A 15,544-nucleotide genomic window follows, 5' to 3' on the forward strand; every position below is an offset into this window, starting at 1 on the left:
GCGGTGGGCACCCGCGGCCGGGACCCGGCTGCGGGCGGGAGGCTGCTCAGTCGCGGACGAGGCGCCGGCGGGGGGCGGTCAGCCGAGGTCCCGCTTGGCGGCGATCTTCGCGGACAGCGCGAAGATGTCGATGAAGCCCTGCGCCTTCGACTGGTCGAAGGTGTCGCCGGAGTCGTAGGTGGCGAGGTTGAAGTCGTACAGCGACTCCTCGGAACGACGGCCCGTGACGACGGCCCTGCCGCCCTGGAGGGTCATCCGGATGTCGCCGGAGACATGCTGGTTGGCCTCGTTGATGAAGCCGTCGAGCGCGCGCTTGAGCGGGGAGAACCACAGGCCGTCGTAGACCATCTCGCCCCAGCGCTGCTCGACCTGGCGCTTGTAGCGGGCGAGTTCACGCTCGACGGTGACGCTCTCCAGCTCCTGGTGCGCGGTGATCAGCGCGATCGCGCCCGGCGCCTCGTACACCTCACGGGACTTGATGCCGACGAGGCGGTCCTCGACCATGTCGATCCGGCCGACGCCCTGGGCACCCGCGCGCTCGTTGAGCTGCTGGATCGCCTGGAGGACGCTGACGGGCTTGCCGTCGATCGCGACGGGCACGCCCTCCTTGAAGGTGATGACGAGCTCGTCGGCCTCACGGGTGAGCGCCGGGTTCTGCGTGTACTCGTAGATGTCCTCGATCGGCGCGTTCCAGATGTCCTCCAGGAAGCCCGTCTCGACCGCGCGCCCGAAGACGTTCTGGTCGATGGAGTACGGGGACTTCTTGGTGGTCGCGATCGGGAGGTCGTTCTCCTCGCAGAAGGCGATGGCCTTGTCGCGGGTCATGGCGTAGTCGCGGACCGGGGCGATGCACTTGAGGTCGGGGCCGAGGGCCTGGATACCGGCCTCGAAGCGGACCTGGTCGTTGCCCTTGCCGGTGCAGCCGTGGGCGACGGTGGTGGCGCCGTGCTTCTTCGCGGCGGCGACCAGGTGCTTGACGATGGCGGGCCGGGACAGCGCGGAGACCAGCGGGTAGCGGTCCATGTAGAGGGCGTTGGCCTTGATCGCCGGGAGGCAGTACTCGTCGGCGAACTCGTCCTTGGCGTCCGCGACCTCGGCCTCGACCGCACCGCAGGCGAGCGCGCGCTTGCGGATGACGTCCAGGTCCTCGCCGCCCTGGCCGACATCCACGGCGACGGCGATGACCTCGGCGCCCGTCTCCTCGGCGATCCAGCCGATGGCGACGGAGGTGTCCAGGCCGCCTGAGTAGGCGAGTACGACGCGCTCGGTCACGGGTTTTCTCCTCACAGTGCATTCGCTGATATGCATGAGTATGCAGTCTTCCGCATGTTTCGTCAATCTCGCCCTCGGGTAGCCCCGGCGGACCCCGATCCGGGCCCCCGCGACCCGCCCGGCCTGGGTCCGCCACCTCCCCGGCCCAGTCCCCCGCGACCTGCCTGAACGGACCACCCGACCTGCCGCCGAAGCCGCCGCCCCGTACGTTCTGAGCCATGCGCACCGGTGCCGTCGCCCTTGTGTCCGCCGTCCTCCTCGCCCTCGCCCTCGCCCTTCCCGCGGCCCCGGCCGGGGCCGCGCCGCGCCCGTTCCCGCTGCCCGCGCTGATGGCGGACACCGGCGGCGGCAGCCAGCTCATCACCGCGACCGCCCCCGGTATCCGCTCCACCACGGGCACCGTCACCTGGTGGGACCGGCGGGGCGGGCGCTGGAGGGCCGCCGGGACCGCGCCCGCCCGGTTCGGCGCGAACGGCCTGGTGGAGGGCGGCGTCCGCGAGCAGGGCACCAGCACCACCCCGACCGGGCTGTACGGCCTCCCTTACGCCTTCGGGACCGCGCCGCCGCCCGGGGGGACCCGGATGCCGCACCGCCCGGTGCGCGACAGTTCCTGGTGGTGCCAGGACAACGACTCGGCCGCGTACAACCGCTGGACCGACCCCCGTCCCGCCGACTGCCGGCCGACGGAGGCCGAACGCCTCGCCGACTACCGCACGCAGTACGCCCACGCGCTCGTCGTCGCCTTCAACTACGACCGGCCGGTACGGGGCCGGGGCGCGGGGATCTTCCTGCACGTGGACGGCACGGGTCCGACGGCGGGCTGTGTGTCGGTGCCCCGGCAGGCGATGGCGGATCTGCTGCGCTGGGCGGACCCGGCCCGCCGCCCCCATATCGCGATCGGCACCAGGACCGGGGCCACGGCGTTGTACCGCTACTAGCCGGGTTCACAGCCTTCTGCGCAGGCCGTCAGGACGGTGGCCGCGAGTTCGTCCGGCTGGGCGTACTCCGTTCCTGTGCCGTCGCTCGTGGGTTTCGCGCAGTTCCCCGCGGGTCGCCTTCGCTTGCGCTTCCGAGGTTCGTCCGGCTGGGCGTACTCCGTTCCTGTGCGGTCGCTCGTGGGGTGCGCAGTTCCCCGCGGGTCGCCTTCGCTTGCGCTTCCGAGGTTCGTCCGGCTGGGCGTACTCCGTTCCTGTGCCGTCGCTCGGTGGTTTCGCGCAGTTCCCCGCGCCCCTTTGGGGCGCGTCCTGCTTGTTCTTCGGGTCGGTGCCGGTCGGGATTCTCCGTCCTCGATCCGACACGCTCGGTAAGACGTTCCGTGACTCGACTGAAGAGCATCGGAGTCTGCGGGCAGAGATTCCCGCCCACCCCCTCCCGCAGCAGCGCGACCGCGCGAGGAGGAGGGTATGAACCCCGGCCCCCGCTCGCCGACAGCCCGCAGCCTGCCGACAGCCCCAGGTGGGCGCCCCTTCAGGGGCGCGGGGAACTGCGCGAAAACGAGGACCGCTCCGCACCCGAAGAGCGACGGCAAGGGGGCAGCGCCTAAGGGGCGCGGGGAACTGCGCGAAAGACGAGGGCGGACCCTCACCCGAAGAGCGACCGCAAGGGGGCAGCATCCAGGGGCGCGGGGAACTGCGCACCCCACGAACGACCTGTGCGGGGACAAGTACGCCCAGCCGGAGAGACCTCAGAGGCGCAAGCGAAGGCGACCCGCCAGGGTGGGACGGGGCCGAGGGGCTGTCACGCAGCTCGCAGCTACCCCGTGTTCTGCGCCAGCCGCAAGAGGTGCTCGGCCAGCGCCTGCCCCCCCAGCGGATCCCTGCTGATAAGCATCAACGTGTCGTCCCCCGCGATCGTCCCGAGGATGTCGTGCAACTCGGCCTGGTCGATCGCGGAGGCGAGGAACTGCGCGGCGCCGGGCGGCGTCCGCAGGACGACGAGGTTCGCGGACGCCTCCGCGGAGATCAGCAGCTCCCCGGACAGCCTCCGCATCCGCTCCTCCTTCGCGGACTCCCCGAGCGGTGCCCGGGGAGTCCGGAACCCGCCCTCGCTGGGGACCGCGTAGATGAGGTCCCCGTCGGTGTCCCGGATCTTCACCGCGTTCAGCTCGTCGAGGTCCCGGGAGAGCGTCGCCTGGGTGACGCTCAGCCCGTCGTCGGCGAGCAGCTTCGCGAGCTGGCTCTGGGAGCGGACCGGCTGCCGGTTGAGGATGTCCACGATCCGGCGGTGCCGCGCGGTCCGGGTCTGCGGCACCGCGGGCCCGGCCTGCTCGTTGTCCTGCGCGTGCGTCATCGTCGCTTCATTCTCCGGCTCGTCCGTCCCCGTGGGCTGCGTCGAGAACACCCGGCAGCGCCCGCAGGAACGTCTCCGCCTCGTCGTCGCGGAAGTTCAGCGGCGGCATCAGCCGGACGACATCGGGGGCGGGCGCGTTGACGAGGAGACCGGCGTCCTGGGCCGCGCGCTGCACCTGGGCGGCGAGCGGTTCCGTGAGCACGATACCCAGCAGGAGCCCCGCGCCCCGGACCCGGCGGACCAGCGGGTGTCGGAGCGACTCGATTCCGTCCCGGAGTGTCCCGCTCTGCCGCTTCACGTTGTCCAGCAGTCCCTCGGCCCCGATGGTGTCAAGGACGGCGAGTCCGGCGGCGCAGGCGACGGGGTTGCCGCCGAAGGTGGTGCCGTGGTGGCCGGGCTTCAGCAGGTCGGCGGCGGGGCCGAACGCGACGGTGGCGCCGAGCGGGAGCCCGCCGCCGAGCCCCTTGGCGAGGGTGACGACATCGGGGCGCACCCCTTCGTGGGCCTGGTGCTCGAACCAGTGGCCGGTGCGGCCGACGCCGGTCTGCACCTCGTCGAGGACGAGGAGGGTGCCGGTGGCCTCGGTGATCGCGCGGGCCGCGGCGAGATAGCCGGGCGGCGGTACGACGACGCCGTTCTCGCCCTGCACCGGTTCGATGATCACCAGCGCGGTGTCCTCGGTGACGGCGGCGCGCAGCGCGTCCACGTCCCCGTACGGGACATGGGTGACGTCGCCGGGCAGCGGGAGGAACGGTTCCCGTTTGCCGTCCTGGCCGGTGAGGGCGAGGGCGCCCATGGTGCGGCCGTGGAAGCCGCCGGTGGTGGCGACCATATGGCCGCGCCCGGTGAGCCGTCCGATCTTGAAGGCGCCTTCGTTGGCCTCGGCGCCGGAGTTGCAGAAGAACACCCGGCCCTCGCGGCCGAAGAGCTGGAGGAGGCGTTCGGCGAGGGCGACGGGCGGTTCGGCGACGAAGAGGTTGGAGACATGGCCGAGGGAGGCGATCTGGGTGCTGACGGCGCCGACGACGGCGGGGTGGGCGTGGCCGAGCGCGTTGACCGCGATGCCGCCGACCAGGTCGAGGTACTCGTTGCCGTCGGCGTCCCACACCCGGGCGCCCGCGCCGCGTGCGAGAGGCAGCCGGGGGGTGCCGTAGTTGTCCATGAGGGCGCCCTGCCAGCGCCGGGTCAGTTCCTCGTTGGCGGTGGTCACCGTGCTCCTCCTTCGGCGCTGTTGCGGGGTGACGGCGCGGTGCCGTCGGGCACGACCATGGTGCCGATGCCCTCGTCGGTGAAGATCTCCAGCAGGATCGAGTGCGGCACCCGGCCGTCGATGACGCGGGCGGTGTGCACGCCGTTGCGGACGGCGTACAGACAGCCCTGCATCTTGGGGACCATGCCGCTGGCCAGGTCCGGGAGCAGCTTCTCCAGTTCGCGGGCGGTGAGGCGGCTGATGACCTCGTCGCTTTTGGGCCAGTCCTCGTAGAGGCCCTCGACATCGGTGAGGACCATCAGCGTCTCGGCGCCGAGGGCCGCGGCGAGCGCGGCGGCGGCGGTGTCGGCGTTGACGTTGTAGACATGGCCGTCGTCGGCGGAGCGCGCGATGGAGGAGACGACGGGGATGCGTCCGTCGGCGAGCAGTGCCTCGATGGCCCCGCTGTCGATCTCGGTGATCTCACCGACCCGGCCGATGTCGACGAGTTCCCCGTCGATCTCGGGGCGGTGCTTGCGGGCGGTGATGGTGTGGGCGTCCTCGCCGGTCAGGCCGACGGCGAGCGGCCCGTGCTGGTTGAGCAGTCCGACGAGTTCGCGCTGCACCTGTCCGGCGAGGACCATCCGGACGACGTCCATGGCCTCGGGGGTGGTGACCCGCAGGCCCGCCTTGAACTCGCTGACGAGTCCGTGCCGGTCGAGCTGGGCGCTGATCTGGGGGCCGCCGCCGTGCACGACGACGGGGCGCAGGCCCGCGTGCCGCAGGAAGACGACGTCCTGGGCGAAGGCGGCTTTCAGGTCCTCGTCGACCATGGCGTTGCCGCCGAACTTGATGACGACGACCTTGCCGTGGTGGCGGGTCAGCCAGGGCAGTGCCTCGATGAGGATCTGCGCCTTGGGGAGGGCGGTGTGCTTGCGGGTGCTCATGGCTCCTCGGGTGTCCTCGGCCCGGCGCGGCCCCTGCGGGCGCGTGGCGGGCTCGGCTGGGGTCGTGCGCGGGCCGGTCGCGCCCGGACGTCCGGCGGGCCGGTCGCGGGCCGGGTCGGGCGGGTGCCGTCCGGGGTCGGTCCGGTCAGGAGGAGTACGCGCTGTTCTCGTGGACGTAGTCGGCGGTGAGGTCGTTGGTCCAGATGGTGGCGCTCTCGCCCCCGGCGGCGAGGTCGGCGGTGACGACGACCTCGCGGTAGCGCATGTCGACCAGGTCGCGGTCCTCGCCGACGCCGCCGTTCTTGCAGACCCAGACGCCGTTGATGGCGACGTTGAGCTGGTCGGGCTCGAACGCGGCGGAGGTGGTGCCGATGGCGGACAGGACGCGGCCCCAGTTGGGGTCCTCGCCGTGGATGGCGCACTTGAGGAGGTTGTTGCGGGCGATGGAGCGGCCCACCTCGACGGCGTCGGCCTCGGTCGCGGCGCCCACGACGTCGATCCGGATGTCCTTGCTCGCGCCCTCGGCGTCCCCGATGAGCTGGCGGCCGAGGTCGTCGCAGACCGCGCGGACGGCCTCGGCGAACGCGGCGGTGGCGGGCGTGACCCCGGACGCGCCGGAGGCGAGCAGCAGCACGGTGTCGTTGGTGGACATGCAGCCGTCGGAGTCGACCCGGTCGAAGGTGACGCGGGTGGCGTCGCGCAGTGCCCCGTCGAGTGCGGCGCTGTCGACGTCGGCGTCGGTGGTGAGGACGACGAGCATGGTGGCGAGGCCGGGCGCGAGCATCCCGGCGCCCTTGGCCATCCCGCCGACGGTCCAGCCGTCGCCCCGGGCGACGGCGGTCTTGTGGACGGTGTCGGTGGTCTTGATGGCGATGGCGGCCTTCTCACCGCCGTCCTCGTCGAGCTGGGCGGCGGCCGTCTCCACCCCGGGCAGCAGCTTGTCCATCGGGAGGAGGAGCCCGATCAGTCCGGTGGACGCGACGGCGACCTCCCCGGCGTTGAGCCCGAGGACGGTGGCGGCCTTCTCGGCGGTGGCGTGGGTGTCCTGGAACCCCTGGGGGCCGGTGCAGGCGTTGGCCCCGCCGGAGTTGAGGACGACGGCGGAGACCTGGCCGCCCTTGAGCACCTGCTCGGACCACAGGACGGGGGCGGCCTTGACGCGGTTGGAGGTGAACACGCCCGCGGCGGCGAGTCGGGGCCCGTTGTTGACCACGAGGGCGAGGTCCGGGTTGCCGTTCGACTTGATCCCGGCGGCGATCCCGGCCGCCGTGAATCCCTGTGCTGCGGTGACGCTCACTGCTGCTCCTTGTCGGCCGCGCGGGGCGGCGGGTGTCCCGTCGCCCGGAGCGGGCGGGGAGGGTACGGGTTCCTTCGGGCGGGGGCCGCCGTCCGGCTCAGGGGGCGATCCCGACGGTGGAGAGACCGGTGGTCTCGGGCAGGCCGAGGGCGATGTTCATGCTCTGGATCGCGCCGCCCGCGGTGCCCTTGGTGAGGTTGTCGATGACGCTGATGACGATGACCCGCCGCGCGGACTCGTCGTACGCGACCTGGAGGTGCGCGGCGTTGGACCCGTGCACGGACGCGGTGGCGGGCCACTGGCCCTCGGGCAGCAGCCGTACGAACGGCTCGTCGGCGAAGGCCTTCTCGTACGCGGCGCGCACGGCGGCGGCGTCGACGCCGTCCTTGGCGCGGGCGGAGCAGGTGGCGAGGATGCCCCGGGACATCGGTACGAGGGTGGGGGTGAACGACACGCTCACCGGCTCGCCCGCGACCGCGCCGAGGTTCTGGCTCATCTCGGGGGTGTGCCGGTGCCCGCCGCCGACCCCGTACGGGGAGGCCGAGCCCATGACCTCGCTGCCGAGCAGATGCGGCTTGGGCGTCTTGCCCGCGCCGGAGGTGCCGGACGCGGCGACGATCACGGCCTCGGGCTCGATCAGTCCGGCGGCGTAGGCCGGGAACAGGGCGAGGGTGACGGCGGTGGGGTAGCAACCGGGCACCGCGATGCGCTTGGACCCCTCCAGCGCCACACGGGCGCCAGGCAGCTCGGGAAGCCCGTACGGCCAGGTCCCGGCGTGCGGGGAGCCGTAGAACCGCTCCCAGTCGGCCGGGTCCGTCAGCCGGAAGTCGGCGCCCATGTCGATGACCAGCACATCGGGGCCGAGTTGCTCGGCGACCGCGGCGGACTCGCCGTGCGGCAGCGCGAGGAACACCACGTCGTGTCCGCCGAGCACCTCGGCGGTGGTGACCTCCAGCACCCGGTCCGCGAGCGGCACGAGATGCGGCTGGAGCGCGCCGATCCGCTGTCCGGCGTTGGAGTTCCCGGTCAGTGCCCCGATCTCGACCTCCGGATGCCCGGCCAGCAGCCGCAGCACCTCTCCCCCGGCGTACCCACTGGCCCCGGCAACCGCCACGCGAACCGACATACCACTCCTCCTCCTGGAGGGCATGACTATACGCAGTGCCGCAGTTTTATGCAACGGTGGGGCGACGCCACCCGGCGTGCCGGTTGCGACGGAGATTTTTAGTTGGCACATGGAGAACGCTGGTTGGCAAATCTTGATCCCCTCACGCTGTGTTGCGGGCAGTACCAGCGAAACGCCCCCGTCGCCGGTCGAGTGGTGCTTCTCTGGATGAGTGGGCGAGGCAGCGAGAGCGAAGATCCCGTCGGATTCAAGTCAGCTGGACCACCTTGTCACGGCGTACGACGGGGACGCCGGACTGCGGGATCGGCTGCGGCTCGGGGACGACTGGCCGCGTCGGTGGAGTTCGACGTGGCAGGTGGGCGCCGACGAGGTCTGCTGGCCGGTCCGGGACATGGCTCACGTACCGGTGATGTCGTCCCGGCCGATGCGGGGGTTCACGTGGCGGGCGAAGCAGCGGCACCGCCCCGGCCTGGAGGCGATGGCGTCAGCGGGCGGGAAGCATGGCTTCGAGTCGCTGAAGGAAGTGAGCCTGCTGGTCGCGCTGGACTTCTTGAAGGCATCGGAAGTGCTGTCGCAGCCGTTCCGGCTTGATTTCGAGCATGCGGGCGGGCGTGCCTGGCACATCCCGGACTTCCTGGCCGTGATCGGCGGTGGGATGTGGTTGCTGGACGTCCGCCCGATGGAGCTGATCAAGGAAGAGGACGCGCTGAAGTTCGCGGCGGCCAGGGAAGTGGCGGCTGCCTGCGGCTGGCGGTACTCGGTGGTCGCGGGCTGGCGACCGCATGTCTGGAGCGTCCTTGACCACCTGTCCTCGCGCCGGCGGCCGGCTAGGGACCTTCTCGGCATGCGCGAGCAGCTGCTCACCGCTATCAGCGGGCAGAAGGGGCAGGCGATGACGTTCTCCGACCTGGCGGAGGCGACCAGCGTGCCTTCCGTTGGCCGGGCGAACATCGTCCGGCTGCTCTGGCACCGCGAGCTCGGCGTTGACCTGGGCAGTCCCTTGCGCCACAGCTCACTGATCTGGGCGGTGTGATGGCAGCGAGGCGCTTCTTGCAGATCGCGCCGGGTAGGCGGGTCGCGCTCAATGGCGTCGAGTGGACGGTTGACGACGTCCACGGTCAACTCGGCCGGCTCGTCCTCGTGGATGACGACGGCCGCGCGGAGACCCGCTCGTTCCGTTGGCTCATCAACCATGCTGACCTGCGGCTTCTTCCGGTAGTCGAGTCAGGGCGCCCGCCGCCGGTCGCCCGGCAGCCGAGGACAATGGCCGACTTGACCAAGGACCAGTTAGAGCGGGCCCGGCTGCGGGCGGCGCACGTGCTGGAGGCCGAGACGGGGTTCCGGGAGGGCCACCCGGCTCGGGCCCTGCCGGGTGAGCCCCGGCCGGCCTACGACCCGGACCGCACGACGTTGACTCAGCGTCGGTACGCGAAGGCTGCGGAGATAGAGGCGATGCCCCGTCCGGAGGCGGTCCGGTGCGGTCTGCAGCACCTCAGCTACCGGACGCTGGTACGTCTGTCGGGACTGGCGGGCGACAGTCTCCTGCTGGCCTGCGCAGACGGGCGCTGGACGCGGCGACGCAGCGGGCACCGCACCATCACGAAGGAGGTCCGGGAGGCGATCTTCGCAGTAAAGGCCGAGTGCGGCCCACGCGCCCGCCTGAGCCAGGGTGCCAAGCACCGGTTGATGCACCAGTACATGCGTGAGCGGTTCCCGACGTTTCCCACTGAGAAGATTCCTTCACGCTGGACGCTCGCGGCCGTCTGGAAGGAGTGGTTCGGGCCCAGCGGAGCCCGGCCGCGTTACGGGCGGACGGCGGAGGCGGCCGCGGAGGCCGGGGTCTCCGGCCGGGTGGTGGTCCACAGGCCGGGCCAGGTTCTGGTGCTGGACTCGACCCCGATGCCGGTGAAGCTGCGCGAGACCGTGTTCGGCGACGCGATCACCGCGACGCTGACCCTCGCACTCGATCTCTACACGCACGGACTGCCGGCCTTCCGGCTCACGCTCCAGTCCGACACCTCGGTCGACATCGCGATGCTGCTGCGGGACGTGATGCTGCCGCTTCCGATGCGGGACGGCTGGGGCGAGGACATGGAATGGCCCTACGCAGGGGTGCCGGCCGAGGTGATCGCCGAGTTCACCGGGCACCGGGTCGCCGCTCTGCCGTTCTTTGCCCCGGAGACAGTCACCACCGACCACGGCGGCCCCTACAAGAATCACGACCTGGTGGAAGCCGAAACGGAGATCGGCTGCCGGATCCTGCCTGCTCGCGTCCTGCGGCAGACCGACAAGTTCGCGGTCGAGCGCCAGTTCCTCACCATCCAGACCATGCTCTTCGAGCACCTGCTGGGATTCACCGGCGGTGACGTCGCGGAGCGCGGGGCCGACCCGGAACGCGATGCGAGCCTCACACTCACGCAAGCCGAGCACATCATCGCGACCTGGATCGTCCAGATCTGGCAGAACCGTAAACTAGGCGAATACGCACCGAGTTGGGCACCGGGTGAAGACCACAGCCCCAACACCCTGTTCGCTGCCGCCATGGAACAGGGCGGCTTCGACCTGGACTTCCCCGAACCGAGCTTCTACTACAAGGTCCTGCGCAAACACCACGTGAAGATCCATCCTCGTCGCGGGGTGAAGATCCTCGGGCTCTGGTATCACCACCCGGTCTTCGACGAGCCGCGCTTCCAGCAACCCTCCGCCCGGGGCGGCAAACACGCGGGCAAGTGGGTTGTCCGCAGTGACCGGAGGGACCGCCGGCAGGTGTTCTTCCAGGACCCTGCCGACCACGAGACCTGGCACATTCTGCGCTGGAGAGGGCTGCCGCCCGAAGGTGAGATCCCTGCTTTCTCGGACAAGACTGCCGACGCCCTGCTGACACGCGTGAGGGCGAACAAGATCAGGATCCATTCCGAGAGCGAGCTCCTGGAACATCTGCTCGGGATCCTCGGCTCGGTCACCCCAGTCGACCAATGGCCCAGCCAGGCCAAGAGGAAGGCCGGAAAGAAGCAGCGCGTCGCCCAAGCCCGCGAGATCACCCGCGCACAGGCTGCGGCCGCTGACCGCCCCGCCGCACCCGCCATCGCGGATGAGCTAGCTCCGGCTGAGATGCCCGCGGCCTGGGCCGAGCACGCCCGCACGATCGACCACGCGGTCGACGCCGACCGCCGTCGACGACGCGAAGAAGCCCTCGCCGACGTCAAGCCCGTGGCCCCGGCAACGCTGCAGGAGGCCCTGAACCGGCGTCCCATGTTCCGGCTTCCGCCCCCCGACGACTCGGAAGCCGATACACCTGTCCAGGAGGACCACACGTGACCCGAGCCCTCTCTCACGATGATCCGCTGGACGGTCTGCCTTCACGAGCCAGGATCGCCGAGCTGATCCTGGGCAGCCGCCCGCCCCTCGACACCTACGTTGGCTGGCAGCACTACCGCACCCACTACGAACTACTCGTCCCCGCTCCGACGATCTCCCCGCAAAAGTGGTCGATGCTCCCTGAGAGCCGCCGGTACGACTACGACCTCTACCGGGAGCTGACGAACGCGAACCTCCCGCTGCAGGACACCCCCATGCATGACAAGGTCGGCAAGCTGATCCGGCGCCGGTTGAGCGGCAACACGAGGTAGAAGAACGACCCGACCCGCGCCGGCGTCATGATCAGCGGCTGGGGCAACTACGGCAAGACCGCGTCTGTTTGCTCAGCCGGGGCCGTCTTCGAAAAGCAGTGGCTTGAACTCCACAGCTACCTCAACCCCCAGGCTCTGCCGGGCACCCGCGATCTCCACGCACCGGTCGTCTATGTCTCGACCCCGGTGACAGCAACGCCGAAAAGCCTTTGCACGTCGATCTTAGGCTTCTTCCGGGCCCCGACGCGCAAGTCGGCCACGCTGCCGGAACTGGTACGGCAGGTCGCCGACTCCCTTTACGACCATGGCGTCAAAGCTCTGATTCTGGACGACATCAGCCGGCTGCGGATGCACAGAGCCGACGACCAGGACGTCCTCGACCTGATGCGGGCCCTTATGAGCCTGGACGTCACTCTGATCCTGACCGGCGTCAACATCTCCGGCATCGGGCTGCTGCGTGAGGCCAAGTGGAACAAGAAGACCCGGCAATGGGAGATGCCACCGCTGGAGTCGACCCGCATCCACGGTTTGGAGGTCACCCAGACGGAACACCGCTTCGAGCTCATCGAGATCGACCGGTTCCGCTACACGACCCCGAAACAGATCGCGGCCTTCGTCAATCACCTGAAGGGAATCGAGAAGCACCTGCGGCTGATGAACGCGACGCAGGGCATGCTCACCGGCGGCGGTATGCCGGAGTACTTGATGCGTCGCACCGGCGGTGTCATCGGCCTGCTGGGACGCCTGCTCGAAGACGGCGCCCAGGAAGCAATGGACTCCGGGAAGGAAATGATCGACGAGAGCCTGCTGGACGAGATCGTGCTCCGGCGGGACGAGCCCGAACAGCCGCCGGACGAGCCCGTCATTCCGGCCGCCCCGCGGACCGCCGTCAAGAAGCCCACGCAGGCGAAACGACCCCGGAACACCGTTTTCGATGACCCTGGCCCCGCTGCCCGCGCGGGCGCCTGACGGAGAAGCCACGATGCATCCACTGCCCCGGAATCTCGAACCTGCCTCAGGAGAGTCCCTTGTCAGCTACCTGCTTCGGCTAGGGCATCGCCTCAGCCTCCCGCCTCTGCAACTGATCCGTGCGGCGGGCTGGACCGATCGCGTCCAAGCCCATCACATCCCAGGCAGTCTGCTGCTGAATCTCACCGGGCCGGAGGCCCAAGGATTCGCCCGACTGACCCGCCAGACAGCCGAGGAAGTGTCGGCACTGACACTGACACAGTGGCGAGACCGGTATCCCCCCATCGCCTGGTCTTCCGTGTCCGGACCGGGACCGGGACAGAGGCCGGACCCATGGCTCTTCGTCGGCTCCCCACGGTATTGCCCCACCTGTCTGGCGGGCGACTGCACCCCAGCCCAGCGATTCCACGGCGGTCCCTGGCGCAAGCTATGGCACCTACCCTTTGTCTTCAGCTGCGTAGAACACCAGACCTATCTGGAAGCAAGCTGCCCGCGCTGTGGGCAGCCGCGCGCCATATCAGGGCGCCTGATTGAGCGGGCCAACGATCACACCCTGCACCCAGCGCAATGCCGGTGGACGATCGGCACCCCAACCCGGAAACGAAAGTCCCGCGCCTGCGGCGGCAGACTCGATCAGCGAGTTGCTACAGATCCTTACCGTCGGCCACACCCAACATCGGACATCCTTCGGTTCCAGCAGTCCCTGCTTGCCCGCCTAGAACCGCTGACTCCGGCCTCGGACGCATCCGAGTACTTCACTGATCTCCGGCTGGCCACCGCACTGATCGCTACTACTTGGCCAGTAGGGCAACATCTTCTCGACACCACCTTCACCGGGCATGTGGCCGCGTACGTCCACTCCGCTTCAGGGAATTCGAGTACCAGCAACGATTTGCAGCACTCTCGCTTGCGCGATGTACCGCCCCGTGACCCGATCGCCTGTGCCGGACTCCGACGCGCCGCACACGCCTTACTCGAAGCAGACGATCTGTCCGAACACCTTTCCCACATCGTCCACACCCCCGGGGAACGGCCGACACGTACGCCCTGGGTACGCATCTACGCCCGACATGAAAACTCGTGCTCACCGCGATTCCGAGACGCAGCCGAACCCCTGACCCGCACCTACCGCAAAATCGGCGGCCCACAGGGATTCCGAGCACCACTGCGGGACGACTACCGACCAGAACACATCCCCGCATACCTGGAACTGGACTGGTATGAAAGATACTTCGCACCTATTACCGGCATTGCCCCGAAGGTGCTACGCCGAACCGCTGCAGTCCGGCTCGTCCAATGGGCCATAGGCGGACCTCTCGACGAGGCCGCGGCCTACCTCGGCATCACCCCAAGCCTGGTGCGGTTCAGAACCAACACCGACTTCAAACGCTGGGAGCGCGCAGGACGCAGTCCAGCCGAGTTCGAACGAGTCCTCCGCGAACTCGGTGCCGAACTCCGAGCACCCCGGCGACCACTCATCGACTACCAGCGCCGACGCGAGGCGCTCAGGGACTGGTCCCTTCCTCCGGATGAATGGGACGCCCTGGTCAGCGAGTTGCCACCGCTTCCCGGCCCCATCCGGCCACCGGTCGGCGACCGCAAACGCCAGGACGCCTCCGTCTACATCTGGGTACAGGTCACACAAGGCGAGCACCTCTTCGCCCCACGCCCCATCGAGGCCGAACAGCCTCAAGACGTCCAACGCGAATGGGCTCTTCGCCGCAACACCACCTGGTATAACCTCGTCCGGCCAAATACCTTTCGACACTATGCCGACCTACGGAAACTCCTCGCCGGATATGCCCAACAGCTCGCCCGGGGCATCGACTCGGGTACAGGCGGGTCATTTACAGTCAACCAATAGTCCGACGCGTTCAGAGCGTGACCTGCCCACCAAGAATTCCGGTTACAGCGTTGCAGGCAGGGCTCGCACGCGTCACAGAGAGAAAGCAGTACTGCTCCGGCCACGACCTGGCCAAGGCATTCTCACTCGTCACGAAACTTCGAGGTTAATGAGGGTGGCTTGCTGCCAGGTCGTTGAGCACGGCGTTTACTGTGGACCAGCAGAGGTCGGCCGTGTCGAAGTCTGCGCTGTGTTTGGCTCGCTTTTCCGCGAGGGGGTGGACCAGGTTGCGGTAGGTCCGTAGCAGGTCCGAAGCCATTTTTGCGTCTTGGTCGATCCACTGGTTGGTGTGGGCATGCTGAATGAGGTCCTGCAGCCGGGTGTCGCGGGCGGGGCGGGTCAGCGGCACGGTTGCGTTTCTGACGTCGGCGGCGTGGACGAGGACGCCTTCGAGGAGGCTCCCGAGCATGATGACAGCGGAGGTGTAGGCGCCGTGTTCTTGGCAGATGCGGGCTTCGTCGAGGCGAAGTTGAACGGCGCGAGCCAGGTCGGGATCGGAGACGATGTCTGTGATGGCCACCTTCAGCTGTACGCGCTGCGGGCGAGGGGGTTCGTCGGGGTCGTACTCGATGAGGAACGGCTGCCCCTTGCGGTAGTCGATGCGGCGGCCTTCGAGGGCGAGGACTTCCTGGAGGCGCTGGATGACGGCGTCGTAGTCGGCCGGTTGTTGTTGGTATTCCCGTCGGTTGGCCAGGCGCAGGATGACGCGCTCGGTGTCTCCTGTCTGGTCTTCCTGCCGTTCGCACAGGATGGTGTGGACCCAGCGGTGGCGAGGGCTTCCGTCGTGGTCGGGGACGTCTTCCCAGCCGGCCCGGCGGAGGAATGGAGCCAGTTCCCAGCCCGCTCGGCGTTTCATGCCCGGCTCGTCACCGCAGATCATGGCGGCCAGTTCTTCAAGGGTGCTGTCGTCGAAGTTGTCCATG

Annotated in this window: 13 protein-coding genes and 1 pseudogene; 6 read left to right on the forward strand and 8 right to left on the reverse strand. The window is 69.3% G+C overall.

From position 1 onward, the window contains the following. Positions 1-78: 78 nt before the first annotated feature. The gene (locus AB852_RS23555; RefSeq protein WP_073792175.1) at positions 79-1,272 is read right to left on the reverse strand and encodes an argininosuccinate synthase; all 1,194 of its coding nucleotides are present in this window, start codon (positions 1,270-1,272) and stop codon (positions 79-81) included. A 218-nt stretch (positions 1,273-1,490) separates the two neighbouring features. On the opposite strand from AB852_RS23555, the gene AB852_RS23560 reads away from it, so the two are divergent. Then, complete coding sequence (locus AB852_RS23560; protein ID WP_073792176.1) at positions 1,491-2,210, forward strand: L,D-transpeptidase family protein; 720 nt, start codon at positions 1,491-1,493, stop codon at positions 2,208-2,210. An 814-nt stretch (positions 2,211-3,024) separates the two neighbouring features. Here AB852_RS23560 and AB852_RS23565 read toward each other — a convergent pair. The 5 genes from AB852_RS23565 to argC form a co-directional block, all read right to left on the reverse strand. Beyond that, positions 3,025-3,561, reverse strand: a complete 537-nt coding sequence (locus AB852_RS23565; RefSeq protein ID WP_073792177.1) for an arginine repressor — start codon at positions 3,559-3,561, stop codon at positions 3,025-3,027. A gap of 7 nt (positions 3,562-3,568) precedes the next feature. Continuing rightward, positions 3,569-4,771 (reverse strand): acetylornithine transaminase, encoded by a 1,203-nt coding sequence (locus AB852_RS23570; RefSeq protein WP_073792178.1) that lies wholly within the window; start codon positions 4,769-4,771, stop codon positions 3,569-3,571. Next, a complete protein-coding gene (gene argB / locus AB852_RS23575) occupies positions 4,768-5,697 on the reverse strand; it encodes an acetylglutamate kinase (RefSeq protein WP_073792179.1) in 930 nt (309 codons plus the stop codon). The genes AB852_RS23570 and argB overlap by 4 nt, the downstream gene beginning before the upstream one ends. A gap of 145 nt (positions 5,698-5,842) precedes the next feature. Then, a complete protein-coding gene (gene argJ / locus AB852_RS23580; RefSeq protein ID WP_073792180.1) occupies positions 5,843-6,994 on the reverse strand; it encodes a bifunctional glutamate N-acetyltransferase/amino-acid acetyltransferase ArgJ in 1,152 nt (383 codons plus the stop codon). Positions 6,995-7,091: 97 nt separating this feature from the next. Continuing rightward, positions 7,092-8,120, reverse strand: a complete 1,029-nt coding sequence (gene argC, locus AB852_RS23585) for an N-acetyl-gamma-glutamyl-phosphate reductase (RefSeq protein ID WP_073792181.1) — start codon at positions 8,118-8,120, stop codon at positions 7,092-7,094. 211 nt (positions 8,121-8,331) lie between these two features. On the opposite strand from argC, the gene AB852_RS23590 reads away from it, so the two are divergent. The 5 genes and pseudogenes from AB852_RS23590 to AB852_RS40930 all read left to right on the forward strand — a co-directional run. Then, positions 8,332-9,153, forward strand: coding sequence for a TnsA-like heteromeric transposase endonuclease subunit (locus AB852_RS23590; RefSeq protein ID WP_079184869.1), 822 nt, complete (start codon positions 8,332-8,334; stop codon positions 9,151-9,153). After that, complete coding sequence (locus AB852_RS23595; RefSeq protein ID WP_073792386.1) at positions 9,153-11,438, forward strand: transposase; 2,286 nt, start codon at positions 9,153-9,155, stop codon at positions 11,436-11,438. The genes AB852_RS23590 and AB852_RS23595 overlap by 1 nt, the downstream gene beginning before the upstream one ends. Next, positions 11,435-11,749 carry a hypothetical protein gene (locus AB852_RS40925; RefSeq protein WP_245876885.1) on the forward strand — a complete coding sequence of 105 codons (315 nt, stop codon included), beginning with the start codon at positions 11,435-11,437 and terminating at the stop codon, positions 11,747-11,749. The genes AB852_RS23595 and AB852_RS40925 overlap by 4 nt, the downstream gene beginning before the upstream one ends. Before the next feature lie 27 nt (positions 11,750-11,776). Further along, positions 11,777-12,718 carry a TniB family NTP-binding protein gene (locus tag AB852_RS23600; protein WP_245876886.1) on the forward strand — a complete coding sequence of 314 codons (942 nt, stop codon included), beginning with the start codon at positions 11,777-11,779 and terminating at the stop codon, positions 12,716-12,718. A 13-nt stretch (positions 12,719-12,731) separates the two neighbouring features. After that, positions 12,732-13,184, forward strand: a pseudogene (locus tag AB852_RS40930) (TniQ family protein); the annotation flags it as partial. Positions 13,185-13,982: 798 nt separating this feature from the next. Here the strand turns inward: AB852_RS40930 and AB852_RS40935 are convergent. Both AB852_RS40935 and AB852_RS23610 read right to left on the reverse strand, forming a co-directional pair. Next, on the reverse strand, positions 13,983-14,486 hold the full coding sequence (locus AB852_RS40935; RefSeq protein WP_245876902.1) for a hypothetical protein: 504 nt from the start codon (positions 14,484-14,486) through the stop codon (positions 13,983-13,985). Between the two features lie 241 nt (positions 14,487-14,727). After that, positions 14,728-15,543, reverse strand: a complete 816-nt coding sequence (locus AB852_RS23610) for a hypothetical protein (RefSeq protein WP_073792182.1) — start codon at positions 15,541-15,543, stop codon at positions 14,728-14,730. Position 15,544: the final 1 nt, after the last annotated feature.

The sequence above is a fragment of the Streptomyces uncialis genome, assembly GCF_001905345.1.
Lineage (GTDB): Bacteria > Actinomycetota > Actinomycetes > Streptomycetales > Streptomycetaceae > Streptomyces > Streptomyces uncialis.

Excerpts from the sequence above, each read along its gene's own strand:
- argB (WP_073792179.1), bottom strand. The coding sequence starts at position 5,697 with ATGAGCACCCGCAAGCACACCGCCCTCCCCAAGGCGCAGATCCTCATC.
- AB852_RS23565 (WP_073792177.1), bottom strand. The coding sequence starts at position 3,561 with ATGACGCACGCGCAGGACAACGAGCAGGCCGGGCCCGCGGTGCCGCAG.
- AB852_RS23610 (WP_073792182.1), bottom strand. The coding sequence starts at position 15,543 with ATGGACAACTTCGACGACAGCACCCTTGAAGAACTGGCCGCCATGATC.
- AB852_RS23595 (WP_073792386.1), top strand. The coding sequence starts at position 9,153 with ATGGCAGCGAGGCGCTTCTTGCAGATCGCGCCGGGTAGGCGGGTCGCG.
- argC (WP_073792181.1), bottom strand. The coding sequence starts at position 8,120 with ATGTCGGTTCGCGTGGCGGTTGCCGGGGCCAGTGGGTACGCCGGGGGA.
- AB852_RS23600 (WP_245876886.1), top strand. The coding sequence starts at position 11,777 with ATGATCAGCGGCTGGGGCAACTACGGCAAGACCGCGTCTGTTTGCTCA.
- AB852_RS23560 (WP_073792176.1), top strand. The coding sequence starts at position 1,491 with ATGCGCACCGGTGCCGTCGCCCTTGTGTCCGCCGTCCTCCTCGCCCTC.